The following is a 26,299-nucleotide window of genomic DNA, read 5'->3' on the forward strand; positions in this document are numbered from 1 at the left end:
AGGTCAAGCCAAACAGAGGTTGGATCGAGATGACGTTACTCCCCTGTATTTTGAGAAAAACGTAATAAAACATGATTCGACCGATCCATTGCTTCTTGCAAAGCCTGATCAGAATTGATTAAGCCGGCAAACATGGCCTCTAAAACCTCATCATTAATGCTACGAATTTGATTTTGCGGACCCGTATGTTTAAAGGGTTTTGCATTCACAGGTCCCTCTAAATCACTGCGGGCTAATAATAACGATGGATGCTTACTGGCTTGAACGATAGCAGCATAGATTCCTTTCAGTCCCAAGGGAAGGTATCCCGTATGTTCGTGCCACCGCTTTTGGATCTCAGGTCTGGCAATAAAAACAAAAAATTGGGCAATTCCTTTATATTGTACTTCATTTTGACCGTTAACAGCCCACAGAGCAGCTCCTCCGGCAACATTAGCATGCCTTGTTGGACTGGCTTGGGTATCCAAAGGCATGGTTGACACACCTAGATTAAAAGGGACAAATGCCAATAGACTGTTATAAGCGCCAGAAGACTGGCTAAATAAAGGACACACCCCGCTGGTAAAAAAAATGGTCGCATCATCTACTCGTCCGCCATAGCGAAAATAATGTAAATCATGCCAACGCTTTAAACGTTGAATATGCCGAGCTAGTTGTGGCGTATTAAAAACTGCGCGCGCCTCCTCCGTTAACGTTAAGCCATGAATCGCTAAATAAGATTCAAAAAGCACCCATCCTGGATATGCTGTAGTATAGGTACAGTCATAGCCTGCTTTTTTAATTTTTTCTGCCAGCACTTCCAACTCTCCCCAAGTGTGGGGGAAATTAGCTTGGCTGTATCCCACTTTAGCAAGTATGTCACGATTGTAATACAAAACCGGCACCGAGAGGTTAAAGGGCATGGCCATCAATTGGCCATCTCTACTGTAAAACTCGCGCACAGACTGAATGAAATCATCCTTGGGCAATCTCATATTTTGCTCGTGCATTAAAACATCAACCGGCTTAATTACTCCTTTAGGAGAAAGCATGATGGCAGTTCCTACTTCAAAAACCTGAACTATAGCCGGGGCCTGATGGGCTCTAAATGCGGCAGCAAAACTGGTCAGAGTTTCCACATAATCGCCTTTATACACGGGCTTAATGGTGAACTCACTCTGACTAAGATTGAAATCATCGGCAAGCAATCGGACTTCCTCACCTAAATTGCCAGCCATACCGTGCCAAAAAACCAGCTCTACTCGTTCAGCAAGGGCTAACGAACTAAACAGTAGGGAACATAAAAACAGAATTGTCGCGTTCATGCTAATAAATCCGGGTAATCACTAAAAACGGCATCCACCCCCCAAGCATATAATTTATTCGCTAAGCGTCTACGGTTCACTGTATAGGCGCAAACGATATAGCCCTGGTTTTTTACCTCTTTAACCCTATCTGCAGTTAACACTTTTCGGTTAAAATGCACTGAGTAACATCCTAATTGCTTTGCTTTTTGTAACCAATGCTCATCCCATTCGTGAAGCAACAAACCCAAGGGCATTTCGGGAGCAATACTGCGACATAAAACCAAAGCCTCCCATTCAAAGCTCGAAACTAAAGGTAAACTCTTGCCTTGAGGCCAATACCGATGGATATGACTTAATACAGCCACTGTGGTTTGTTCCACAGCTCCCTTATAGGGCTTAATTTCTATATTTGCCTGTGCATCAGAAAAAGACAGCCATTTTAGAGCTTCTTTAAAATGGGGAACATGTTCACCTTTAAACCTCCTGGAAAACCAGGAGCCCGCATCAAGGCTTTGTAAATAAGCCGCATCAACCGATCCTACCTCACCCCGTCCATTAGTAGTTCTTTTTAAATTATCATCATGAACGACAAAAGGCTCACCATCAGCACTGCACATCACATCAAACTCGATAAAACGACACCCTAATGCTAAAGCCTTATTAAATGCAGCTATAGTATTCTCAGGAGCATATGCTGATGCCCCTCTATGACCGATTACCTTATCCACAACCAACAAATTAATTCCCCTGTGTTCGATTGAAGCAGCCTCAACCAGTAACGCGTGTTGCATTAGCTGCTTTAGTAGTATTTATAGGGGCTGTCGATTTCGAAGATGCCTCAGTACGATTTGAGGCTGCTTCAACTACAGCCGTCATAATCAGCTCATTACTTACGGTTACTGCAGGGGAAGCTGCCGCTGTCATCACCATTGTATTCATTTCTTTGGCTTGATAGGCTCTTGGAGGCTGAGGAGCATTATCCCCTCCCTCTATAAATACCAAATTACTGACACTATAGTTTTGGGTCGGATAGACTTTATTCATTCGTGCAATTTCTTCATTAACTTGCTGATATAACTGTTCACGTATTTTAGCACGAACAGTCTGTGTTTCCTCTAAACTGGGTTTAAAATCTACCCCGCTCACTTCATATTTTGTACCTGGGGTACTGATTATTTTAGCATGTTGATAAATATCTGTTAAAGTAGCCTGATCGACACGGACTCGGGCCTGAACATACAATTTTTCCAGACCTGAACTATCCTGAGAACGATTAAAATCAATCAAATGCCAATCACCTTTAGCAATTTTATTTAAACTCGTCATCATGTCGGCCCGCGCTTTAACTAAATCAGCATTAGATAAAGTGGCATTAATACTGACAGTTAACAGGGCTGTTTGAGTAGTAACCCATTTTTTGGAAGAGATTTGAAAAAGAACTTTATCAAGAACCATTTGAGGAACGAGAATATCTGCAGCAAAAGCAAAAGGGGTAATCGTCATTAAAGCAAGCATTCCCACAACTTTTTTCATTAGGAACTCCATTCTGGATATAATTTAAATTAGTGTATACCAGCAGCCCCTTAGACACCAAATCATTCTGGCTATTTGGGAATTGAAGTTGAATTTTAGCCCGTATTAGCAATAGTGTAATGAGGAGCTAATTTTCATCAAAATCCAGAATCGTTTTTAAATCCGTATTACGGTATGCTAAGAACCTCTACATTTGACAAAGACATGTATTCTGATTTTTACATTTCAACAGTCAGATCTATTTCGAATGATTTTTTTTCAAGGAGAATCAAATCAAACCGATCCATTGATTTAATTAAAAAATAGGTCTATAACTTTCCAATTTATTGCAAGAGGAGCGCAAACCAATGATGTCCATTGACAATATAAATAATGATAGCCTTGCCAAAACAGAAGACGATTTCCTTGACTATGCTCTATCCCATGGTTTTGGCGATTTACACCTTAAAGTGGATCCCGAAACAGGTATGAAAGCGATAATTGCTATTCATAGCACCAAATTAGGCCCAGCTTTAGGCGGGTGCCGTTTTATTGAATACCCTAATACTGCCGCTGCCCTGAATGATGCAATGCGTCTTGCCCGTGGAATGAGTTTTAAAGCTGCTTCTGTTAATTTGCCTTTAGGCGGAGGCAAATCAGTAATTATCAAGCCCCAAGGTTCCTTCAACCGGACTGAATACATGCATCGTTTTGGGAAGTTTGTTGATGAATTAAACGGTAGGTATATTACTGCTCTTGACAGTGGAACAGTATTAAGCGATATGGATATTATTGCTGAACACACAGACTATGTTGCCAGCTTATCCAAACATAATGGCGATCCTTCTCCTTCTACAGCGAAGGGCGTAATGCGAGGAATTCAGGCTGCTGTAGCCTTTAAATTGGGAAAAAGTAATTTAAACGGTGTTCATGTAGCAATTCAAGGGCTTGGCCATGTAGGTTATTTACTGGCGAAACACTTGCATGAATCAGGTGCAATACTTACCGTTGCCGATATTTCTCCTGAGGCGGTTGAACTGGCTGTAAAAGAACTGGGTGCCAAAGCCGTCAGTACTGACGTTATTCACAAAGTTCCTTGTGATGTTTTTGCCCCGTGCGCCTTGGGTGCCATAATTAACGATATTACTATTTCGCAATTACAAACCACTATTATTGCGGGAGCGGCTAATAATCAACTCGCGCATAGCTTCCATGGCAAGAGATTGCATGAAAAAGGCATTTTATTTGCTGCTGATTATGTTATTAATGCAGGCGGAGTAATTTTTGCAGCGTCTAAATATTTGCATACCCCAGAGGAAAAAGTGAACAGTCAGATTGACGGTATCTATACTTCTTTAATGGAAATATTTAATCGCTCTGCTAAAGATAACTTACCTGCCAGTGAAATTGCTGATACTTTGGCAAAAGAAAAATTAGCTTAGGCGGGTATTTTACATGAAGCATCTACAACTTACCCCGGGTTTATATGAATACATGTTAGATAAATCATTGCGCGAGCACCCGGTACTAAGGGGTCTGCGCAAAGAAACGTCTACTATGGAATTGGCCAATATGCAGGTTGCACCCGAACAAGCGCAATTTATGCAATTTCTTTTACGCTTAATTCGTGCTAAAAATGTTCTGGAATTGGGAACGTTTACAGGTTACAGTGCATTAGCCATGTCCCTGGTTCTTCCCGACGATGGTCAACTCATTACCTGTGATATCAGCGAAGAATGGACGAAAAAAGCACATCCATTCTGGCGCGAAGCAAAACAGGAAAATAAAATTAAATTACGCTTAGGACCAGCCCTGGAAACTCTGTATGCTTTGCTGAACGAGGGCTGGGAAAAGAAATTTGATTTCATTTTCATTGATGCTGACAAAACCAATTATCTGAATTACTATGAATTAGCATTAAAGTTGATTAAACCCCAAGGATTAATCGTTATAGATAATGTATTCTGGGATGGTAAAGTCATTGATCCCCATGAAGCCGGTGGGCAGACAAGAGAGATAAAAAAGCTCAATGAATTGATTAAAAATGATCAGAGAGTATTTGTAAGTATGTTACCAATAGCCGATGGACTTTTTTTAGTACAATCAGTTTAATAATTCTAACTTGTGAGATTTACACCGGGTTTTCAGTTCAAATATTTATACAAGGAGTTCTGCTGATGCAAACAAATAATAACCCCTGCGGATTAGATGGCTTCGCTTTTTTAGAGTTTTCCGGACCGGATAAACAACGCTTGGAACAACAGTTCGTTGATATGGGCTTTCAACCAGTATCCACCCATCAAGATCAGGACATCACTTTATATCAACAGGGCGAAATTCTCTTTATCGTGAATGGAGCACGCGATTGCCAAGCCGCAGAGCACGGTGTAACACATGGACCAGGCGCTTGTGCAATGGGCTTTAAAGTCAAAGACGCTGATGCGGCTTTTCAATACGCCCTCAAGAATGGCGCGACCGCGTTTGAGGACAGTCGTCATGCTCATCATGACTTACCTGCAATTAATGCAATTGGTGGCAGTGTTATTTATTTTGTGGATGATACGCATAAACCTTTTAATAACAAATGGAAAATAAATACTACATCAGCAATTCCAGGTAACGGCCTGGTAGCCATTGATCATCTCACTCATAATGTCTTTAGAGGCAATATGGATAAATGGGCCAAGTTTTATGAGTCTATTTTCAATTTTCAGGAAATTCGTTTTTTTAATATTGTCGGTCAAATGACTGGTCTCATCAGTCGTGCTCTGAGTAGTCCTTGTGGAAAAATTAAAATACCATTAAATGAATCAAAAGATGACCAATCTCAAATTGAAGAGTTCCTTCATGACTACCATGGTGAAGGCATACAACATATAGCTTTAACTACTAAAGACATATATAAATCAGTAAACAGTTTAAGGAAACAGGGGGTCAAATTCCTCGATGTGCCAGACACTTATTACGACATGCTTGATACACGTCTTCCTTGGCATCAAGAACCCATCGCACAATTAAATGCAGAAAAAATTTTAATGGACGGAGAACGTGATCCACAATACGGATTATTGTTACAAATTTTCACTGAAAACATTTTTGGCCCAGTGTTTTTTGAAATTATTCAACGTAAGGGTAACCAGGGATTTGGAGAAGGTAACTTCCAGGCTTTATTTGAAGCGATTGAAAGAGATCAGGTCAAACGCGGTACTTTAAAAAAAGAAATGAGTTAACAGATACAACATACTGATTATTCTATGACCTATTTTTCAAGAGGCCCCTATGAAACTTGCCAGTTTAAAATCAGCTTTATCTCGTGATGGAGAATTATGTGTGGTCAATCAAACATTGACTAGCGCAGTACGAGTACCCCATATTGCCCCGACGCTTCAATATGCCCTGGATCATTGGCTGTTAAAAGAAAAAGAACTGCAACAAACCTATCAAAAATTAAACGAAGGTAGTTTAGACAATACTTTTGCGTTCGATCCCCAGCAGTGTGCATCTCCCCTGCCCCGAGCCTATCAATGGGCAGACGGCAGTGCCTACGTCAATCATGTTGAATTGGTACGAAAAGCCAGAGGAGCAGAAATGCCTGCCAATTTTTGGACTAATCCCTTGATGTATCAGGGGGGGTCAGATGCTTTTTTGGGGCCAAGAGATCCTATTCTGGCAGTTGATGAAACTCATGGAATAGATTTTGAATCAGAGATAGCGATTATTACTGACGATGTTCCAATGGGTATCAGTGCAACAACCGCAGAACAACACATTAAACTGCTGATGTTAGTCAACGATGTGTCACTTCGTAATCTAATCCCTGATGAATTAGCCAAAGGGTTTGGCTTTTTTCAATCAAAACCTGCCAGCAGTTTTTCCCCGGTCGCCATCACCCCTGACGAATTAGGTTCTGATTGGGATAACCAACGTGTCCACTTACCATTACTCACTCACTTGAATGGCACTTTATTTGGTCAACCTAATGCGGGCGTGGACATGACCTTTTCTTTTCCAGAACTTATTCAACATGCAGCAAGAACAAGAGATCTAAAGGCTGGAACCATAATAGGCTCAGGAACAATATCTAATTTAGACCGCAGCAAAGGTTCTTCCTGTATCGCTGAAAAAAGAATGCTGGAGATTTTGGAAGGCGGAAAAGGTCATACTTCTTTTATGCGTTTTGGTGATCGGGTTCGCATTGAAATGTTAGATAAGCAAGGTAATAGTCTCTTTGGCGCTATAGATCAGCTTGTAACTCATTACGAAGCAGATTCTCAATGATACTGTATGACTATTTTCGTTCTACGGCCTGTTATCGGGTACGTATTGCTTTAAATTTAAAAAATATTGCTTATGAGAAAAGAGAAATCCATTTGGTGAACCATGGTGGGGAACATCATAGCCCACTATATCGCCAGATTAATCCCCAAGGCCTTGTCCCCAGTTTAGACGTTAATGGACATGTTCTACATCAATCAATGGCAATTATTGAGTATCTGGAAGAGTCCTATCCTGAAATTCCTTTGTTTCCCAAAGATCCCTTCATTAAAGCGACGTTACGCTCTCTGGCCTTAATCGTGGCTTGTGATGTGCACCCCTTGAATAATTTGCGAGTGTTAAATCGCTTAAAGATGCAATTTAGTGCGAATGAAGCGCAAATTTCAGATTGGTACCATCATTGGCTTAAAGAAGGCTTTGATGCCTTTGAAAAACGGTTGGAGGTGCTTGAGCGAAATAAGCCTGTTTGTTTGGGCAATGAAGTAACTGTGGCAGATATTTGTTTAATTCCTCAGGTATTCAATGCAAACCGTTTTAATTTTGTTATGGACGACTACCCGCTTATTAATGAAATTAATGATTACTGCTTAACTTTAGCCGCTTTTCAAAATGCAGCCCCTGTCAACCCTTGATTTACATATATAAGTAATAGCCGTTTGCCATTAAAATAACACCTATTACAGCCATTATAATAATCATTACATAATAGCCCTTTCCACTGTATAATTTTTGGCTAAGAGTAATAACCTTCTCGGGAAATGACAAGATAAGGATGGATTTTATTAAAATGAACCACAGAAAGATACTCAGTAAATCAGTTGCAAATTGCCCGTCCCAAAAATTATGGATAGTCACTAAAAAAAGACCTAACAATAATCCAAAAGAACCACCCACTAATATCCCAAAACCATTTGGGTTAATATTCTTGAGCACTTTTTTGTAGTGTCTGGCACGACTGGCAAGTATAATGGCCAACAATATGAGATATACTCCAAATACCTGCGACAGTATAAACGTATGAAAATATTCACGGACCATTGCTTTCTCCTTAAACCAACATCTACTCTTAAGTAAAGATGCTTTACACGCATTTATCAAGTTATTTTAGGGCACCCAAGACTAATTATTGATTTTTTTAAATATCAGAATTTTGTCTCTTAAAACCAAGCCTTCTTTAAATAGACTGTCACTATTCCTTCGGAGGTTTTTGCTAACATGCTCCATGTAGCCTTACATCGTTGCAAATGACCAATAAGTATATTTTGATTAGAACAACGATATCGTACCGGCATGGAATCATAAACCTCATTCGGCTCTATAGCCTCGCAATGTTCTCCATTGGCTAATTCAATTCCCCAGGGATAAACACGCGACATATCCAGGGTAACGTGGTTTTCGTTCTCTAAGGGACTACCGACTTCAATTTGGACACTATCACTTACCCAAGGTGACTGGGGACATATTACCTCGGTTTTACTATTTGATGGCTTGACAAAACAGGGATCAAAAATTTTACCATCTGCCATACATCGCCAGGCATCCTCTCGTAAAATTAATTGAGATTGAGTCGTACATTGCCCACTTATTTTATTTTTTACAACAGGAACAGTTTGATCAGTTACTTCACCATAAGGTCTATACAGTTTTAATACAGTATCATCTGCAGAAACCAAAAAAGAACAAAAAAATAGCAATACTAATAAAACTCTTTGCATCATAGTGTTCCCCCACTGATTTTATTTAGTGTATCATCTCTATTTAAAAATAAAGCAGACTTCTTTACCGATTTTGGAGTACATAATGACAGATGTCTTTACCATAAAACAATGTTTGGAAGGTGAAATTAGCATAGATGAAACCGTTACAGTGCGCGGCTGGGTAAAAACCCGACGTGATTCTAAAGCCGGATTATCATTTATCAGTTTACATGATGGTTCTTGTTTTTCCCCAATTCAAATCGTAGCTACTGATGGGTTAAAAAATTATCACGAGGAAGTAGTGAAACTAACTGCCGGCTGTTCCATGATAGCCACTGGTAAATTAGTCGCGTCTCAAGGTAAAGGTCAGTCTTTTGAAATTCAGGCGGATCACATTGAAGTAGTAGGCTGGGTTGAGAATCCTGATACTTATCCGATTCAGGCAAAACGTCATACCCTGGAGTTTTTACGCGATGTAGCCCATTTACGTCCACGTACTAATACCATTAGTGCGGTAACTCGTATTCGTCATTGTTTAGCCCAAGCCATTCATCGTTTTTTTCATGAACAAGGTTATTTTTGGATACATACCCCCATCATTACTGCCAGTGACTGTGAAGGTGCGGGGGAAATGTTTCGCGTGTCCACTTTAGATATGTTAAATGTACCTAAAAATGAACTGGGACAAATTGATTTCAGCAAAGATTTCTTTGGCAGAGAAACATTCCTTACGGTTTCAGGTCAATTAAATGTTGAGTCCTATTGTATGGCCATGTCTAAGGTGTATACTTTTGGACCAACATTCCGCGCAGAAAATTCCAATACCAGCCGTCATTTGGCTGAATTCTGGATGATAGAGCCCGAAATTGCGTTTGCCTCTCTCGATGATATATGTAATTTAAGTCAAAACATGTTGCGCTATTTATGCAAAACAGTGCTCAATGAACGTGCCGATGACATGGACTTTTTCAATCAGTTTGTCTCTCCAGGCTGTACCGAGCGTATGGAGCAAATGGCAGAAGCCGAATTTGAAATCATGACCTATACTGACGCCATTAAAACACTTGAGTCTTGTGACCACAAATTTGAATTTCCCGTTAGCTGGGGTCTGGATTTACAATCAGAGCACGAACGCTATCTTGCAGAAGTACACTGCAAAAAGCCGGTTATCCTGACTAATTACCCTCAAGAAATTAAAGGGTTCTATATGCGGCTCAATGATGATGAAAAAACTGTAGCCGCTATGGACGTTTTAGCCCCGGGAATAGGCGAAATTATTGGTGGAAGCCAACGTGAAGAACGTTTACATATTTTGGATAAACGTATGGATGAATGCAATCTGAACAAAGAACACTATCAATGGTATAGAGACCTACGTCGTTACGGTACTGTACCGCATGCTGGCTTTGGTTTAGGTTTTGAGCGTTTGATTAGTTACGTCACTGGCGTGAGTAATGTGCGTGATGTAATTCCTTTCCCACGCACCCCAGGTCATGCTGACTACTAAATGGAACAATTAAGGGAAGCGCACTTATCTTGGGCAAAGTCATGTCCCTGATCCGCTAGCGCTTCTTTTCTTTCTCGTTTGGCCCTAGTGCTTATCAAAACTGCTTTATAAGCTACTTCACAATAGTTTGATTCTATTCCTGTATCCATTGATTCATATTGAGCGCGATCAAAAGCTGCTTTATGCGAATACGATTCTGGCAGTTCCTTATGTTCTTCACCTGCACCAAGCTCCGGGTTATCTTCCTCCCGTCCTTTCACTGCAGCCCCTAAAGGGTTTCGTGCAGAGGGGTAATAACCAGTTTTCTTTCTTTTAAAGAATGGTATTGAGATATGTGAGCCAGTTAGTTGATTTTTCTCATCTGCTTTTCCTTGAACTTTTGCACCATCTTTTATTTTTCTCTCAGAAGTAAGCATAATAATTCCCCTCATTTTGTTACTCTTGATTACACAAAGAACCTTCATGCAAAACTAATACTCTATCCATACGCTTTGCAATTTGCAAATCATGAGTCACTATCACCAAAGCAGTATTCATTTGTCTATTGAGATCCAACATCAGATCAAACACTTTTGCCGCCGTAGTCTGATCCAGATTTCCCGTAGGCTCATCTGCAAGGACACAGTTTGGTTGATGCACTAAAGCACGTGCGATGGCTACCCTCTGCCGCTCTCCTCCAGAAAGCTGGGCCGGTTTATGCTCTAACCTTGGCTTAAGACCAACCTTATCTAACATATCACTGGCTTGTTGTTCTGCTTTTTTAACCTCTAATCCTGATAATAATAAAGGTATCGTTACATTTTCAAGTGCAGTAAACTCGGGCAATAAATGATGAAATTGATATACAAATCCTAAATGCTGATTCCGTAACTGACACCGTTGCTTTTCGCTGATTTTTTGCCAGCTCACTGTATTAATGCATACTTCGCCACTAGTTGGCTTATCCAGTCCACCGAGCAAATGCAATAAAGTGCTTTTTCCTGAACCAGAAGGGCCAATTATAGCAACTCTATCACCTTTTTCTATGGATAAATCAATGCCCTTCAATACATGGACCTTTGAAGCACCATCATTATAGGATTTAGATATTTTGTGCCCCTTTAAAATAGGATTATTCATAATGCAAAGCCTCCGCAATAACTGTTTTTGAGGCACGCCAGGCAGGATAAATTGTCGCGGCAAAACTCATTAATAAAGCCATGGCACATACCTGCCAAAGATCACTGAATAAAATTTCAGAGGGTAAATAATCAACAAAATAAATACTGGAAGATAAGACCTGCACATGAAACAACGCTTGTAAGCCATTCACTATTGCAGTCGCATTTTTGGCCAAAATCAAGCCACCCACCAAACCGATACCAGTACCAACAATTCCTACCATCATCCCTTGCACTATGAACACCCATAGGATAGTCGATGGTTTTGCTCCAATAGTTCTTAAAATCGCAATCTCGGCTTGTTTATCATTAACTACCATAACCAGGGAAGATACTAAATTAAAAGCTGCTACAGCGATAATTAATAATAAAATCATAAACATCATGGTTTTTTCCATTTTAACTGCCTGAAAAAAAGCGCCAAACTGCTGGGTCCAGTTACCTACCTGATACTCCGCACCTAAAAGATGAGACAAGCGGGCAGATAATTCAGGCGCCTGATACACATTATTAATTTTCATTTTGATACCCGTTACCTGATTTCCCATCTGGAGTAATTTTTGGGCGTCTTCCATATTAATAAAAGCAAGTTTAGTATCAAAATTAAAACCTGTACCGGCAGAAAAGACACCGGCTACAGTGAAGCGTTTAAAACGAGGGATCATACCTGCAGGCGTCACAGTTGCCTGAGGAATCATCACGGTTACTTTATCACCAATCATGACCCCCAAACTATCAGCAAGCCCCTTACCTAAAATCATGCCAAAATGATTTAAATTTTTCATACTCCCGGCAAGCAGCTTATCCTCTAAGTGGGTCACCCCTTGCTCTTTTTCAGGTAATATACCAGTCAATATTATAGGTAAGACCTGGCCATCATGAGTTAGCAAACCCTGCCCGCCTACATAAGGAGCAATGGCTTTAATCTCTGGAATTGTTTGCAGTTTTTTGACCAGACCAGGCCAATCACTTAATTTTTCATTTGGCCCAGTCACGGTAATTTCAGGAGCCATTCCAAAAAAACGCTGATGAATTTCCTGATCAAAACCATTCATCACGGATAAAACCGTAACTAATACCATCACCCCCAAGCCAATACCCAGCATGGAGCTAAAAGAAATAAAAGAAACAAAATGATTCTTCTTTCTGGAACGTGTGTAACGCAACCCTATAAAAAGGGCCAATGGTTTATACATGATTGCTTTAATTTTGATTAAAGTTCTATTGTAGAGAAAAATCAGGCAAGGGGATATAGCCTATATGAAGTTTAGCGACTTATTATTATTTAATCATCAGGCAACCCACATAGTTATCCACAGAATTTGTGGATAGTAAGTCGCTGCCGCAATGATATGGACTCATCCTCTCTTTTAAACGGCTATTAGTTGAGCCTAAATGTTTTTGTTACATGGCGTTAATGAGTATGGCAAATAACAGCTGATGTGAGAATGGTAAAACCTACTCTGTAAATACCTGAACATTTTCCCCACCCCAACAATCCATCTCTAAAAAATCATGAGGCAGCACAGCTGCCTCAAAAGAAAAGGGATAAAGGAGCTAAGGGGTAAAAGCCCGGACACACCGAACAGATCGAGCGCTGCTCTTAACGATGCTGCCGACGTTACCCGGAGTGTATTCCTGAAATATTCGAATTTTTTAATAAAAAATATGGCAAGACCTACTATCCTGGCTATTCTCGCCCATCAACAACGCGATGAACGTGTTTATATCTTTGAAACGTTACTTAGGACTTTAAAGGTTACTCCAGGGAAAGCCCTGTCTATAGCTTATGAAATAGAGTCACATCTCATTGAAAAGAATATTGCTGGATTGAATTTTTTGGGGTTCAGTTCTGCTGCATGGATTGATTTTGATCCGCTAATAACAGAAACTGAGTTTGAGTCGTTATATAGTTTATGCACATGTGCAGGGCTTCTTTCCTGTTATAAAGATAGACTCAACAAGCCTGAAAAATCGTTCTTGGCTCAGCGTTGTGATGATGTAGACTATACAGGAAAACCGATCCGATCATGTATTGTCATTTGATTTTCTAATGATCATGAAAGGAATAACGGCACCCAAACCCATGCAGAAATCCACGTCAAACTCTATCTCCATTTAGTTTGTTTAACGCAGAGTAATTTAATCTTTATCATTCTTTCTCAATGAATATTTTGAGGTGACTGATGGATATATTTCATTATTTTAATAGTAGTTTCCTGCCCTTTTTTCAGGGGTTGGAATTAACATGCAATAGTGATTGGATGTTAAACAAACTTACTTAAATACCAAACTTCCAGGGAGCAAAATGTATAATAATGGAAAGAATAATATATATTCCGGATTCGTCCGACAACAGTGCCGGGTATGAATACCTCTTCTGGGCAGTGCGCTACCGGTGGTAACAGGATTTAAAGCGTAGCTGCACTGCCTCAAACGAAAAGAGATAACGGGTTAAGGGGGAGGAAAAGCCTGGGCACAACGCACCAAATGAGGATTGACTTTAGTGGTGGAGACGGGGGCACCATTGGGAAAGCTCACTGAGAATGCGGTGTTGTTGCCGTCCTGCGTGGAGCTCCAGTAGGGCACGGGCGCAAACTCGCCAAAGTTACAAGGGGTGGCTAAGTTGGAACACAGTGCATCCTGGACTTCAGTCAGCTCATTTCCTGCGGGAAGATACCATTCTGCTCCTAAATTTCGGCACTGAGCGGCCGCGCAATTATTGGGAACATTAGAACAGGATGCATTAGCCACAATGAGATCAGTATTATTAGCGCCATCATCCAGGGTTGTACCGGGTATAGGACCAGGAGAATCCGTCCATGAACGAGTAATCTCCGCTGCCACATCAATCACAACCTTACCATTGCCACCACTTTCCTGAAACACTAATCCACCCAGATAAGAAAAAGCAATCAAAGCTTGGGGGCTATTGGCTGTGTTACTGCCACTGACGGTAATGGTACACGGTACGTAAGGGGTATTGGAGGTCAGTATCAGTGTGCAGCTGGCTCCTGGAGCAACACTGGTGCAGTCAGTGTCATTAACAGTCAGGTTGGGGCAAGCGGTTTTATCCGTGACCGTAATCGCATTAGCATTCACCATACTGCCACCATCATTGGTCACCTCTAAAGACAACGAGGGCATTGGAGATACCGTAACAACCCGATTTTGCTGTATGGGGTTCGTAATGCTTATCTGTGGCTGATTGGTCACCGTAACACTCACATTAACAGTGTTGGTATTGTCTCCGGCTATAGGAATTGTTGTTGGCCCTTCTAGTGTGCCTGAGGCAAAAGTAATGGTACAACTTGCCCCAATCGCCAGACTCGCGCCACAAGTCGTGCTTTGCACGCTGATGTTACTGCCCCCAGGAATAGCTGCAATCACATTCTCTGCCGCAACCGAAGAACTTGCGTTATTGGTCACCGTCACATCCCCCGTTGAGTTTTCAGCAAACAGTAACGTGGTGGGATTGACGCTTATCATGACAGGGGAACCACGAGTGATGTTTAAGCTGTTGGCGCTACTAGGTTGATAACATTGGTTTGGGTTCGGACTGCCATCTGAATTGGCCTGACACAACGCAGGACCACCATGAACACCGCCTTGAGGCAGCGTACTGCCGGTTACGGCAAGATTTAAGGTGCAGTTACTGCCGCTCTGTCCTTTGGGCGCCAGTAGGCAAGAGCCAGTTTGAATAATACCCTGTATCGACTGAATTACCAGTCTTTTAGACTTTCCAGACTGATTTTGAATCATATACTGTACAGTGGCCGTTCCGTTTTCCGGTACGATCTGGGTCGGATTGCTTCCCGGTGTTGGAACGATGGTCCACAGCGGCCCCGCTGCCTGGGCTGTTGTCCATATCAACCAGGATAATAAGCTAATAAACATCCTGTTCATTAAAGTGTTTTTGATAATTTTTTTCATGTTCTCTATCCTTAAGTCAAGGCAGTGAGATATAACAAGACCCCATTGGTTTTAGAGGTGATTGATTACCCGTCCTGAATTCATTGTCTGTCCTGAAGCTTACTCCCGCGCAATAAGATCGTTATCATTACTTCTCTTTATGCAAGAAAACTCAAGTTAAACATTAATCCATTGGTGTATACATGTCCTTGAGATAAACCATTGCCTAGTGTTTGCCCAAAAGCACGACCTAATTGACTTTTGCCCCAATCAGCAAATTCATAGCCTATACCAACTTGCAAATTCTGATTAATAGCTTTTTGTAGACCTACGCCTACAGTATAACTAAATGCCGTTTCACTGTTAGATCCATAATTGGAATTAGGCAAAGCTTCGAAAATGACGGGCGTATTGTTAAAGTTGTGGGCACGATTAAATCCAACCCCGGCACTAGCACTGACATAAGGAATTGCCATATAGCCCATGTCTGCTAACAATTTCCCTTTTACCGCAACATGTGCGTGATTAATTTTGTAAGAATAAATAAGGGTATTAAATTGAGGATCGGCATCGTCCCAGATCTCACCATTAATTGCCGTGTTACTTGTCGCTGCAACTGCCAGACCTATTTGTCCCAAAATAGTAGCACTCAAAGAATGCTGCACACCTAAAAAAACTTCACCATTAAATAAGGTGCTTGTATTTTTGGAAGCACTATAAGTTTTTTCAATTTCAGGTGCCAGAAAAAAAGTTTGGGTATCACCGCTATCAGTCCAGGCAGGCCCAGCGCTTAAAGTAAATACTTTCGCCCAACTTCTCGGGGCATCCCCCATGGTTCCAGCCAGCACACTACCGTACAAAAAAAAACTTAACATCCCTAAAGCGACCTTATTTGCTTTCATGAATTATCCTTAGATTAATATATTTTTTAAAAAGCTTAAAAATTTTAAATTTAGTATCGTTTTGACATAAAATGCATCGCTCATATTAGAGGCTACTAATAATTCAACTTTTAAAAACCGGGTATGCCATTACTTGTTCGCGACAACCGTGGGCTGTCAACCTATGCGTTGTCAACAGATCCTGATTTTAAACACACCCTGTTAATGCTTGAACAAAACATACTCATAATCAGTATCATCAACTAGTGTTCGTTGCAATTTGGACAACATTAGTTATGATAAACTATCAAGAGGGAACCTTAACAAGATAAAGACTGCATATCCCTAAGTCAAGAACCAAAAACAAGTCTTTTTAAATCCGAGCAAACTATCCCCTCCTCAACCCAGTTTTTTTGCCTGATAAGTGATTATTAACTACTCAATTCCTTATTGATGAACAGACGATATTAAGCCTTGCTCCAAGGAAGTTTATCACCTAATATGCTCTTCAACTCACTGATTTTATTCATATAATCATCTTTTTTGGCGAAAAGAATTGTATGACATGTTATTAAAATCAGCGAGTTATTTTTTATTTATTCATACTTTTCTAAAAATCGTCCTGTGTAAAGGAAACTGAATTTGATGTTGGAACGCATTATAGTCAATCCAATTGAAACACCAAGAGGCTATAAAAATCCAGATCAAGGCATTGCGTTACGCGGACCTTTATCCCAATTTTTTAGTGGCCTTTATTTAAAACCACTCGATGACGCATTCAATGAAATGGATGTGGCTTACTTTCGGTATCAGGATGATATTCTCATTTTGTGCCAAACCAAGCGCAGTCTTAATCGCTGTAAACAGCGTCTAATGCAGGTATTACAAGAAAGGCGCCTGCGCTTGTCCGGGAAAAAAACGCGTATCGGATCCATTGATAGGGGCTTCCATTTTTTAGGCATCCAATATCCAAAGACGCAACCCTTGGATAACACCATAATAACACAGGCTGTTGTAAACGTTCCTAATACGGAGCAAGTTGAGCAAAACCAATCCAAACCCCGGGGGGGGGGTAGAGACAATTTGGCAACCCGAAAAGCAGCCTCTTTTGCAAACACACATTGTTCCTCATGCACGAACATTGCGCAAAGCGCGCGAGCAAGTTAAATGGATGGTCAAAGATGGGGTTTCTCCCCGGCGCATCATCAGTTACTTGCATCGATGGTGTATGTGGTGGGTGAGAACAGCAGCACCCTGGTTATACCAGGACTTGCTTTTATGGTTTTTGGACTCATGCTGGGACGAGCATGTGGCGGCTTACGCCGCCGAGCTTCTCCATCGACATGATGTCAATTCGGTCAAATCTGAGACACCTGGTGATGATTATCTAGCGTCATCTTGTCTTCAAGCTGCGATTTGAAATCGAGAAAATCGTTTGTTCTTACTTTACATAATGCCGTCATGGCATCCAAATCGCGCGCCGCCCCATCCCTACCCGCGATACGCCCCGGGCCCGCCCGCCCCGCCCCCGACTTATATATTGCAAAATCAACCGCCAGCTTAGAATCAACGCTAAACCAATTTTCATCCTTTTTAGTTATCCAATTATAAAACTGCTTTGATGATTTAGGCTGCGAGGTAAACTCCGGCACAGGATAAAAAGGCTCATCAGAGCAGTATTCATAAACAACATGCATAGGAAAAAGATTTTGGGCACTACCTACACCTTCTCTCCATTGTTTATCAATGGCATCCCGATTTTCAACCCCTGGCGCGTTTATCGAATCTACTTGTGTTTGCAGCTCTTTGATGATGGTATTTTCGAAATCAAAATGCTTTTCAGTGATTGTTTTTCCATTAAGCCTATAAGTGACTCCGTCCGTGTTCACTTTGTTGTATTGAGCAATCAATATTTCAAATATCGGTTTACCTTCTTCATTCTGTAGAATGCACGCAATCATTGCTGCCCACATATGTTTATCCAGAGCCCACAGCGCATATTCAAAAACGCTGATGTTCTCAAATTCTCGCCCAGAACAATCCGTAAGGATGCCCCTTTTAAAAATTAAACTCATGTCCTTATTTAACATCGCTTTAACCGCATCATGTTCCCCGCGTGTCACATGATGCAGTAACTTACGAACATCAATCAGAGGTTGAAACAAAGCCAAATGATATTTTGATGTCTGAGCGAAGTTTACTAAATCACGGTTTGATAAATTTTGAGCGGTTTCAATTTTAAGTTCTAGTGGTAATTTATTAAAATTCTCGAATTTTGATTGCATACTTTCACCTTAATTCTATTCACTTGGGATAATTTAAAAAATGAATTATACGCGAATTAATTGAAAACAAAAAGAGCTAAGTGGTTTTAAACTGACCGCATAAAGAGAGTGCTCAGAAATATTCTTACATTAATGCGAGGTCACACCCGTAGCAAAATAGTTTCTACTATATTTAGTGATATCACCGATCCATGAAGCCAAAAAAAAAACAGTCAGCATTTATTCTTAGAACTAATAATTATCACTATATGTGCCGTTATTTGTGGGGGTGAGGGTTGGGAAGATATAGAAACATTTGCTAAAGAGCGTGAGGATTGTTACGTAGATATTTAACTTTGCCCTATGGAGTTCCCTGTCATGATACATTTCGTCGCGTTTGGAGCTGAAAATTTCGACTTTTTCAGGCATATTGCCCTCAATCTGCTTAAGCAAGAGCGTTCTAATAAATTTAGCATCAAGAAAAAACGGTACGTTGCAACTCTAAATACAAAATACCTTGAAAAGAGAGTACAGGGAGTATAATTCAATATGCGCTTGCTCTAGAAAAAGTTGAGGATAAAGCCTATTGTTAATAATGTGTTAATGAAACAAGCGTATAGTTAATTTAATAGATACACATTGTCAGAAGGATAACACGATGGCCAAACCATTACCCGAACGTTTAGCAGCAGCTTTAAACGTTTCAGGTGCGTTTGATAATTGCTTTTTTCATGCATACGCCACCCACCTTTTGGCAAATAAGTTACCTTTTCCAGAAGATTTATTCACTTTTGCATCAATAAAGGGCAAAGAAAGTCCTGCATCACAATTGCAAGAAAGGTTTCCTAATCAAGATTCTTTATCACTATTCGCAGAGTACACACAACGCCACCACCCGGATAGCCCCCTGATATCTCCTAATTTTATAGTTGAAAAAACTTTAGTTCTTGGTTTTTTAATGCGTGAATGGTTTGCTACTCAAATGTCTCAAAACTTAAATGTGGCTAACCGCATCCAAGAAGATGCCTTATCTAAATTTGCCAATTATAGATCGCTCCGTTGGGACGAAATTGATACAGACCTTTTACTAAGTGGTCCTGAAGGCGTGTTATATACCGCTAATAAAGAATTCCTTGAATACTTCGTAGAACATAACCCAAATAATGGGGTTTTAACTGAGGAAGAAGCTCGATTTAAACAATACTTTACCAATGCCAATGAAGATGAAAATGAAGCTTTGGCGGTCTATTGGAAAGCAGAGGGTTATCAAAAATATTGCCAGCTCATTGCTAGTCCAAGCACAAAACTTGCTTATAATGATGTAATGCCAGTAATCGAGCTGCTTGATCAACCGCTTACTATTTACAGCACTGATCAGACAATAATTTACACTACCAAGGGAAGAGACGATTTCCCTAAAATGGAAGTGAAGCTTAATGCAATGGTAGGTCATTACTATCTGTTAAAAACGGATGAAACAGCGCCTCTATTACGTGAGTATGCTCAAAGCATGGAGCAATATACAGTAGATAGAGAAGTTGTACTGAGGGTAATAGGTAATAAAGATTTAGCTGCTGATGAACAATCCTCCTTGTTAGTGGGATCAATATGTCCTGATCGTCATCTTAGCAAACCGGCTTTTAATTTATTGCTTGATAAAGTAGATCACTTCCAAACGTTTATTCATGAACATCAACAATCTGAACTTTTACAAGCACAGCAAGAACAACTTCGCATGCACCAAGAAGAAATATGATGTGGTCTAATGGATTTGTACACTCCAGATAAGAGATAATCATCTTAACTGGAGGTAATAAAATGGGTGCAACGAAATATACTAAAGAATTTAAACTAGACGCTATTAGTCTTGTTTTGGAGCAGAATTATACGCAATCAGAAGCTGCACAAAGTCTGGGCATTGATTCCAGGTTGATAAGCCGGTGGATCAAAGAACACTCCAAAGAGGAAGGGCAAGCATTTAGAGGTAATGGTAAATTAACTGACGAACAACTAGAGATACGTCGTTTACGAGAAGAATTAAGACGCGTAACAATGGAAAAAGAAATATTAAAAAAGGCGACGGCCTTCTTTGCAAAAGAAATGAAGTGAAATATTCATTTATTGCCCAGAATAAGAAGGCCTGGCCAATTGACGTGATGTGTCAATTGCTGGGTGTTACAAGAAGTGGTTTTTACAATTATCTTAAATGTAATAAACCACCAGATCCATTGCATGTGGAGATGCTTGATTGGGTTAAAAAATTAGCAGAATCAAGCCATTATACTTATGGAAGCCGTCGAATGAAAAAAGCATTAAATGCATTAGGTTATCCTGTTGGGAGAAATAAAGCCCGAAATCTAATGAAGGAAGCAGGAATACACGCACGTTACAGAAAGAAATATAGGGTAACAACAAACAGCAAGCATAAGCAGCCTATATTTGAAAATGTACTTAATAGACAGTTTATTGTAGAAAAGCCTAATCAAGCTTACGCCTCCGATATTACCTATATTTGGACACAAGAGGGTTGGTTGTATTTAGCTGTTGTTATCGACTTGTTTTCAAGAAAAGTTATCGGTTGGAGTATGAGTTCGCGGATGAAGGCAAGCCTGGCTTGTGACGCCCTTAAAATGGCGCTTTGGCAACGCAAACCCAATACTGGAGTAATAACCCATTCCGATCGAGGCGTTCAATATGCGAGTAATGCTTATCGCATGCTATTAACTACTTATGGTTGCATCGGTAGTATGAGTCGTAAAGGTAACTGCTGGGATAATGCTGTTGCTGAAAGCTTTTTCGGGAGGTTAAAACAAGAGCGAGTCCAATGGCGCAATTACCAAACTCGCTTTGAGGCACAACAAGACATCCTGAATTATATTACAATGTTTTATAACAGTAACCGCTTACATTCATTCCTTGGATATAAAAGTCCAAATCAGTTTGAAAATGAGCAAATAATACAATTAAAAAAAGTCGCTTAACTGGTGTGTATCAATTTGCTTGACCACATCAATACTTAGCAAGCAGAGGGAAGAGCAACTTCGCATGCAACAAGAAGAAATATTTAGCAAGCAGAAGGAAGAGCAACTTCGCATCCAACAAGAAGAAATATTTAGCAAGCAGAAGGAAGAGCAACTTCGCATCCAACAAGAGCAACTCCTCATGCAAGAAGAAGAGAGACTGAGCCAGCAGGAAGAAAAAAAACTTCGCATGCAACAAGAGCAACTCCTCATGCAAAAAGAAGAGAGACTGAGCCAGCAGGAAGAAAAAAAACTTCGCATGCAACAAGAAAAGCCAGGTACCACGGCTAATGCTGTACCCAACCCATTTGAGCTGGAGTTTAAGCAAAAAATTGATTTGTTAACAAAAAAAATGATTCAGTTTCAAGATGAGCCTAATCATAAAGATGCTTTTGATGCAGCATCTTTGCTGTACGACAAATTAAAAGAGGAAGGTGATGACTATTTTGGGAATCCACCGACACGAGATAGCTACCAGGAATTCAAAAAAAACTGTGAGGGCCATATCAAAACCGCCCGCTTGGAACTTGATAATCACCGTGGATGGACAAAGATAATTTTAAATGTTATTGCTATTGTATTATCAGCTGGAATAGGCTATCTATTCGCTGCAGGAGTAAATATGGCTGTTAACAAAGGCAAATTTACCTTCTTTTCCACAGACAGCTCATTAGTAATTGATGAAATAGAGGATAGCATTAATAAATCAAAGCCTACACCATAAAATTAAATTGAACTAGACCCTAACCAAACATCCTCTCGCAATTTAGCTTATGAAGTTTCTGATTTATTACATTTTAACAACTCAACATATAATAAAAGCTACTCCTTTTATTCGTCCATGATTTAACTTTCTGCTATGATTCAGGTAAGTTTTCTTTAATCCTCAATAAGAAAAAACGAAATATTATCTATCTTGTACAAATACAAACCTGGATCATCTAAATGTATAATTTTCTGTTAATTTTTTTAGCGATGATATTGGTCTTACTAAATGCATTCTTCGTAGCAGCAGAATTTAGCATGGTGAAACTAAGAACAACACGAGTACAAGCAATTAAAGAACAATATGGGATTAGAGGACATATTTTAGAACAAGTCCATAACCAATTGGATGCATACTTGTCTGCTTGCCAATTAGGTATTACCTTGGCATCCTTGGGATTAGGCTGGATTGGCGAACCTGCCTTTGCTTCCTTACTGGAACCTGTGTTTCGCTTTTTAGGAGTTTTATCTCCCCAACTTATTGCCATCTCTGCATTTTTCATTGCGTTTTTAATCATTTCATTTCTTCATATTGTGATTGGAGAGCTGATGCCAAAATCGCTTGCTATTCGACAATCTGAATTAATTTCAATTTGGACCGCCATACCATTGTATGGTTTTTACTGGGTAATGTACCCAGCCATTTGGCTATTAAATAATTGTTCAAATTTCTTTCTTTCGAAAATGGGACTGGATGTCTCAAATCAACATGAAGGATTCTATTCAAGTGATGAACTCAAATTAATTCTCAATAGCAGTCACTTACATGGTCAATTAGATCAGGATGAACGAGACATTATAGAACACACACTCGATTTAGGTGAATTAAAGGTCACCGAAGTTATGCGCCCTACTGATGAAATGGTCATGTTGAATATTAATCAGTCCTTTGAAATGGTTTCAAAAAAAATTGTGACCTATGGTTACAGCCGCTATCCAGTATACGACTCAAATACAAAAAAAGTGATTGGTGTCATCCATATAAAAGATCTGTTTGCAGATTTATTATTAAAAAAAGAAATTAGCAGTTTAGCTCCTTATATTCGTCCCGTGCTAAAAGTTTCTCATAAATTACCTGCAATGGATCTTTTGCGTAAATTCCAGGAAGGAATGCCCCATTTTGCCCTTGTTTACAAAAGTAAAGACAGCTTGCTTGGATTCATTACTCTAGATAATTTGTTACATATTTTAATTGGGCGCATTAAGGATGAATTCCATAAAACCCATGATGATTGGGTAAAAAACTCTGATGGCTCATTTACTACTAAGGGCGAGTGTTCCATATATTCACTTGAAAGAGCATTGGATTGCGATATTACAGTCACCGCCGATGAAGAAGATCTGGATACACTTTATGGACTTATTATTACTCGGTGCGGGAAATTGCCAAAAGAGGGAGAGACCATCACTTTTGATGAATTTGATGCTTTGATTGAAAAGATACAAGATTCTTTTATTACCAGAGTCAGAATAACTCCAAAATCTGAGTGAGCTTTGAGATTAAATCGGTTTAGAAATGGCATTTTATTCCAGAAAATAACAGCAGACTCATAAAGCTTATCTAGATGAAAACATACCCTTGAAGAAGGCAATTGTGGATGATTAGCTGATAGTTCATTGGCCCAAGCAATAATATCGTCTGTATTCGGAATTTTTGGTGAGCGCGTCACCAAACCTGCTAATTCTTATTGAATATAGGGTAATTTGATATCACAATTATATTTGATTTTTGTATTTGTAAAAAAAAGACCGGGGTTAAGCACGTAATTTTTAATGTTACATTGGCCTGCTTCTGCAACTGCATAAGAATCCCTAATTTAAATTCAGCTCTTAGATATATTTCCTGTATCTTATGATCTAAATGCGCTTTGCTCATGCAATACGCCAGAATACAGCTAAAAATGATGATTAGAAAACACTTGCAGCAAATAAACTACTCCCAGTCTAGATTGCGCCAGCGTAATTCAGTTGTAGTGCCACTTGAAAGCGTCTTACTAAGCTAAGATGCTCATCGCAAATATTAGTTCTTGAGTGCTCATGCCAGCAATTTTGTCTATTTTTTGTTTCACATTGCTCCGAATTGGAAAAAAGGTCTAATATAAGCAGACATCAGTTAAAACTAAAAAGGACTTTTGAATTGCATCATTCGCTTCCTCTGATTACTACTATCGCAATGGGCTTTGCTTTGGCATTAATCTTTGGCTTGATTGCCGCGCGCTTTAAGATCCCTCCATTAGTCGGTTACTTATTAGCCGGCGTTACTATTGGACCCTTTACTCCTGGATTAATGGCGGATATCAGTATCGCCCAAGAACTTGCAGAAATTGGAGTTATGTTGCTGATGTTTGGAGTAGGATTACATTTTTCATTATCTGATTTGATGCGCGTCCGCAAAATTGCTATCCCTGGTGCGATAGTCCAAATAGTTGCAGCTACTATACTTGGCGGTGGTGTTGCAATTATGTGGGGCTGGAATTATGGCAGCGCTCTAATTTTTGGGCTTTCTCTATCCGTTGCCAGTACTGTTGTATTATTGAGAGCACTGGAAGAACGAGGGGCTATTGAGACGATTAATGGCCATATTGCCGTGTGATATGGGTCCGCATGTCTGGAACAAAATTAAGGAAAAATAAGAGCTATTCATCCATCATTTATAGTTAAAAATTCACTCAAATTAACCTATTTAAACCTACTCAATACCGTATGAATAGTGATTGCTACTACGAATTGTCTTAGGTCATTTTACCACAACTCTATCAGAATGACTTATCCACAAGTCCACAGGTCAGGAGAGCTTCACTTTCTCGTATAGGCCTGTGGGCCTTGTGGGTAAGTCATGACGCTCTCATTTAGGGTTTATGGTCTTTTCCGGCCATAATACACCTCTGCGGGCGTTAAATAATTAAAGGACTGGTGAAGCCTTCGGTTATTATAATACTCAAAATACTCCGTTAAGGCCAGCTCAACCTCTTCAATTGTATCAAAATCATACCGGTAGATTTTTTCTTGCTTAACACTACGCCACAATCGCTCGATAAATATATTATCTAAATAACGTCCTCGCCCATCCATGCTGATAGAAATGTGGTGAGATTTTAGCGTATTTATCCAATCTTTTGAGGTAAATTGAGAACCCTGATCCGTGTTAAAGATCTCACAACGCGAATGCAGCAAAGCGTTTCTAAGCGCCTCAATACAAAATTCAGCCTCCATAGTAGGTGAAATAGCCCATCCAATCACATAACGACTATACCAGTCCATAATAGCTACTAAATACACATGCTTTCCTTTCATGCGGATGTAGGTGATATCTGCGGCCCAAACCTGATTTGGTTTGGTGATATCCACCTCTTTTAATAAATAAGGGAACACCTCATGCTCCTTATTGGGAACGCTTGTATTTGGCTTTGGGTAAACAGTCGATAACCCCATCATTTCCATCAACTTTTTTACTCGACGTTTACCAACAGGATAGCCTACTTCTTTTGACAGCCATCTTGCCCGCTTAATTTTACCTTCACATGGATACTGCAGATAGTGCTCATCAAGTAGCGCCATAAGCGCTTCATCTTCGACAGAAATGGGCTTGGCACTATAATAATAACTTGAAACAGGCAAGTCTAATAGCAAGCATTGTTCACGAATGGTGAGCTCGGCAAGAGGATCAATCATGACGCGCTTTTCATCCAGACTAAAGTTCATGCTTTTTTTTTAGCCAAGATAGCTGCGCTTGAAGTCGACCAATTTCTTGATATAATGCCTCAACAAGCTGCTCTTGGGACTTGGCTTCTTTTTCATTAGCCCCAGAGAATAAATCGTTAATGGCTTTGATGGCCGATTGCTTCCAAGTTTTTACCTGCGTTGCGTGAACACCGTATTCACTGGTAATTTGCGCTTGTGTGAGTTTCCCCTCAATCGCAGCTAGCGTTATTTTTGCCTTCTTGGCCGCCGTATAATAAGCTCGCTTTTTAGACATTTTATTCTCCTCTTTGTATTAAGAAGAATAGCTCTTAAAAAACC

26 protein-coding genes and 1 pseudogene are annotated in these 26,299 nt (G+C 40.0%); 14 read left to right on the plus strand and 13 right to left on the minus strand.

Going from position 1 to position 26,299, the window contains the following annotated elements; genetic code table 11:
• Positions 1-35: 35 nt before the first annotated feature.
• From HRS36_RS13980 to HRS36_RS13990, 3 genes are read right to left on the minus strand one after another with little or no spacing between them, the layout of a single operon-like run.
• Positions 36-1,304, minus strand: a complete 1,269-nt coding sequence (locus HRS36_RS13980) for an extracellular solute-binding protein (RefSeq protein WP_173237780.1) — start codon at positions 1,302-1,304, stop codon at positions 36-38.
• Positions 1,301-2,077 (minus strand): glycerophosphodiester phosphodiesterase, encoded by a 777-nt coding sequence (gene ugpQ / locus HRS36_RS13985; protein WP_420814305.1) that lies wholly within the window; start codon positions 2,075-2,077, stop codon positions 1,301-1,303. The genes HRS36_RS13980 and ugpQ overlap by 4 nt, the downstream gene beginning before the upstream one ends.
• Positions 2,055-2,819: a hypothetical protein gene (locus tag HRS36_RS13990; protein ID WP_173237781.1), complete on the minus strand. Its 765-nt coding sequence runs from the start codon at positions 2,817-2,819 to the stop codon at positions 2,055-2,057. The genes ugpQ and HRS36_RS13990 overlap by 23 nt, the downstream gene beginning before the upstream one ends.
• Positions 2,820-3,166: 347 nt before the next feature.
• Here HRS36_RS13990 and HRS36_RS13995 point away from each other — a divergent pair, with 347 nt between their 5' ends.
• The 5 genes from HRS36_RS13995 (at position 3,167) to maiA (ending at position 7,705) form a co-directional block, all read left to right on the plus strand.
• Entirely contained in the window at positions 3,167-4,240 is a 1,074-nt protein-coding gene (locus HRS36_RS13995) for a Leu/Phe/Val dehydrogenase (RefSeq protein WP_173237782.1), read from the plus strand.
• A gap of 13 nt (positions 4,241-4,253) precedes the next feature.
• Positions 4,254-4,910 carry an O-methyltransferase gene (locus HRS36_RS14000; protein WP_173237783.1) on the plus strand — a complete coding sequence of 219 codons (657 nt, stop codon included), beginning with the start codon at positions 4,254-4,256 and terminating at the stop codon, positions 4,908-4,910.
• A gap of 65 nt (positions 4,911-4,975) precedes the next feature.
• Positions 4,976-6,028 carry a 4-hydroxyphenylpyruvate dioxygenase gene (hppD, locus tag HRS36_RS14005; protein ID WP_173237784.1) on the plus strand — a complete coding sequence of 351 codons (1,053 nt, stop codon included), beginning with the start codon at positions 4,976-4,978 and terminating at the stop codon, positions 6,026-6,028.
• Positions 6,029-6,077: 49 nt separating this feature from the next.
• A complete protein-coding gene (locus HRS36_RS14010; protein WP_173237785.1) occupies positions 6,078-7,076 on the plus strand; it encodes a fumarylacetoacetate hydrolase family protein in 999 nt (332 codons plus the stop codon).
• Positions 7,073-7,705: a maleylacetoacetate isomerase gene (gene maiA, locus HRS36_RS14015; RefSeq protein ID WP_173237786.1), complete on the plus strand. Its 633-nt coding sequence runs from the start codon at positions 7,073-7,075 to the stop codon at positions 7,703-7,705. The genes HRS36_RS14010 and maiA overlap by 4 nt, the downstream gene beginning before the upstream one ends.
• A 1-nt stretch (position 7,706) precedes the next feature.
• Here the strand turns inward: maiA and HRS36_RS14020 are convergent, their stop codons facing one another.
• A complete protein-coding gene (locus HRS36_RS14020; protein ID WP_173237787.1) occupies positions 7,707-8,111 on the minus strand; it encodes a hypothetical protein in 405 nt (134 codons plus the stop codon).
• A gap of 119 nt (positions 8,112-8,230) precedes the next feature.
• Positions 8,231-8,791 (minus strand): hypothetical protein, encoded by a 561-nt coding sequence (locus tag HRS36_RS14025; RefSeq protein WP_173237788.1) that lies wholly within the window; start codon positions 8,789-8,791, stop codon positions 8,231-8,233.
• Positions 8,792-8,873: 82 nt separating this feature from the next.
• Here HRS36_RS14025 and asnS point away from each other — a divergent pair, with 82 nt between their 5' ends.
• The gene (gene asnS, locus HRS36_RS14030; RefSeq protein ID WP_173237789.1) at positions 8,874-10,277 is read left to right on the plus strand and encodes an asparagine--tRNA ligase; all 1,404 of its coding nucleotides are present in this window, start codon (positions 8,874-8,876) and stop codon (positions 10,275-10,277) included.
• On the opposite strand, the gene HRS36_RS14035 is transcribed toward asnS, so the two are convergent.
• From HRS36_RS14035 to HRS36_RS14045, 3 genes are read right to left on the minus strand one after another with little or no spacing between them, the layout of a single operon-like run.
• On the minus strand, positions 10,274-10,693 hold the full coding sequence (locus HRS36_RS14035; RefSeq protein ID WP_173237790.1) for a hypothetical protein: 420 nt from the start codon (positions 10,691-10,693) through the stop codon (positions 10,274-10,276). The two genes, asnS and HRS36_RS14035, sit on opposite strands and share 4 nt — an antisense overlap.
• A gap of 19 nt (positions 10,694-10,712) precedes the next feature.
• On the minus strand, positions 10,713-11,396 hold the full coding sequence (gene lolD / locus HRS36_RS14040) for a lipoprotein-releasing ABC transporter ATP-binding protein LolD (protein ID WP_173237791.1): 684 nt from the start codon (positions 11,394-11,396) through the stop codon (positions 10,713-10,715).
• Positions 11,389-12,633: a lipoprotein-releasing ABC transporter permease subunit gene (locus HRS36_RS14045; protein WP_173237792.1), complete on the minus strand. Its 1,245-nt coding sequence runs from the start codon at positions 12,631-12,633 to the stop codon at positions 11,389-11,391. The genes lolD and HRS36_RS14045 overlap by 8 nt, the downstream gene beginning before the upstream one ends.
• Before the next feature lie 472 nt (positions 12,634-13,105).
• On the opposite strand from HRS36_RS14045, the gene HRS36_RS14050 reads away from it, so the two are divergent.
• Positions 13,106-13,483, plus strand: coding sequence for a hypothetical protein (locus tag HRS36_RS14050; RefSeq protein WP_173237793.1), 378 nt, complete (start codon positions 13,106-13,108; stop codon positions 13,481-13,483).
• Between the two features lie 408 nt (positions 13,484-13,891).
• Here HRS36_RS14050 and HRS36_RS14055 read toward each other — a convergent pair whose 3' ends face one another.
• Both HRS36_RS14055 and HRS36_RS14060 read right to left on the minus strand, forming a co-directional pair.
• Positions 13,892-15,334, minus strand: coding sequence for a DUF1566 domain-containing protein (locus HRS36_RS14055; protein ID WP_226905475.1), 1,443 nt, complete (start codon positions 15,332-15,334; stop codon positions 13,892-13,894).
• Positions 15,335-15,507: 173 nt separating this feature from the next.
• Positions 15,508-16,251, minus strand: coding sequence for an outer membrane protein (locus HRS36_RS14060; protein ID WP_173237794.1), 744 nt, complete (start codon positions 16,249-16,251; stop codon positions 15,508-15,510).
• 624 nt (positions 16,252-16,875) lie between these two features.
• Between HRS36_RS14060 and HRS36_RS14070 the strand changes: the two genes are divergently transcribed.
• The gene (locus HRS36_RS14070; RefSeq protein WP_226905476.1) at positions 16,876-17,397 is read left to right on the plus strand and encodes a reverse transcriptase domain-containing protein; all 522 of its coding nucleotides are present in this window, start codon (positions 16,876-16,878) and stop codon (positions 17,395-17,397) included.
• A gap of 191 nt (positions 17,398-17,588) precedes the next feature.
• Here HRS36_RS14070 and HRS36_RS14075 read toward each other — a convergent pair whose 3' ends face one another.
• The gene (locus HRS36_RS14075; RefSeq protein ID WP_173237795.1) at positions 17,589-18,515 is read right to left on the minus strand and encodes an F-box protein; all 927 of its coding nucleotides are present in this window, start codon (positions 18,513-18,515) and stop codon (positions 17,589-17,591) included.
• A 246-nt stretch (positions 18,516-18,761) separates the two neighbouring features.
• On the opposite strand from HRS36_RS14075, the gene HRS36_RS19080 reads away from it, so the two are divergent.
• The 6 genes and pseudogenes from HRS36_RS19080 to HRS36_RS14105 all read left to right on the plus strand — a co-directional run.
• On the plus strand, positions 18,762-18,848 hold the full coding sequence (locus HRS36_RS19080) for a hypothetical protein (RefSeq protein WP_420814335.1): 87 nt from the start codon (positions 18,762-18,764) through the stop codon (positions 18,846-18,848).
• A gap of 304 nt (positions 18,849-19,152) precedes the next feature.
• Positions 19,153-20,250, plus strand: coding sequence for a Dot/Icm T4SS effector Ceg23 (gene ceg23 / locus HRS36_RS14085; protein WP_173237796.1), 1,098 nt, complete (start codon positions 19,153-19,155; stop codon positions 20,248-20,250).
• A gap of 62 nt (positions 20,251-20,312) precedes the next feature.
• A protein-coding gene (locus HRS36_RS14090; protein WP_226905474.1) for an IS3 family transposase occupies positions 20,313-21,475 on the plus strand; the annotation gives its coding sequence in 2 pieces (ribosomal slippage) (positions 20,313-20,574 and positions 20,574-21,475; 1,164 coding nt in all).
• Between the two features lie 64 nt (positions 21,476-21,539).
• The gene (locus tag HRS36_RS14095) at positions 21,540-22,238 is read left to right on the plus strand and encodes a hypothetical protein (protein WP_173237797.1); all 699 of its coding nucleotides are present in this window, start codon (positions 21,540-21,542) and stop codon (positions 22,236-22,238) included.
• A gap of 221 nt (positions 22,239-22,459) precedes the next feature.
• On the plus strand, positions 22,460-23,770 hold the full coding sequence (locus tag HRS36_RS14100) for a hemolysin family protein (protein WP_173237798.1): 1,311 nt from the start codon (positions 22,460-22,462) through the stop codon (positions 23,768-23,770).
• 646 nt (positions 23,771-24,416) lie between these two features.
• A pseudogene (locus HRS36_RS14105) lies at positions 24,417-24,869 on the plus strand (cation:proton antiporter domain-containing protein); the annotation flags it as partial.
• 266 nt (positions 24,870-25,135) lie between these two features.
• Here HRS36_RS14105 and HRS36_RS14110 read toward each other — a convergent pair.
• Positions 25,136-25,981 carry an IS3 family transposase gene (locus HRS36_RS14110; protein ID WP_173235473.1) on the minus strand — a complete coding sequence of 282 codons (846 nt, stop codon included), beginning with the start codon at positions 25,979-25,981 and terminating at the stop codon, positions 25,136-25,138.
• A complete protein-coding gene (locus tag HRS36_RS14115) occupies positions 25,971-26,255 on the minus strand; it encodes a transposase (RefSeq protein ID WP_173235475.1) in 285 nt (94 codons plus the stop codon). Before HRS36_RS14115 ends, HRS36_RS14110 begins: the two co-directional genes overlap by 11 nt.
• Positions 26,256-26,299: the final 44 nt, after the last annotated feature.

It is taken from the genome of Legionella antarctica (assembly GCF_011764505.1).
GTDB classification, from domain to species: domain Bacteria; phylum Pseudomonadota; class Gammaproteobacteria; order Legionellales; family Legionellaceae; genus Legionella; species Legionella antarctica.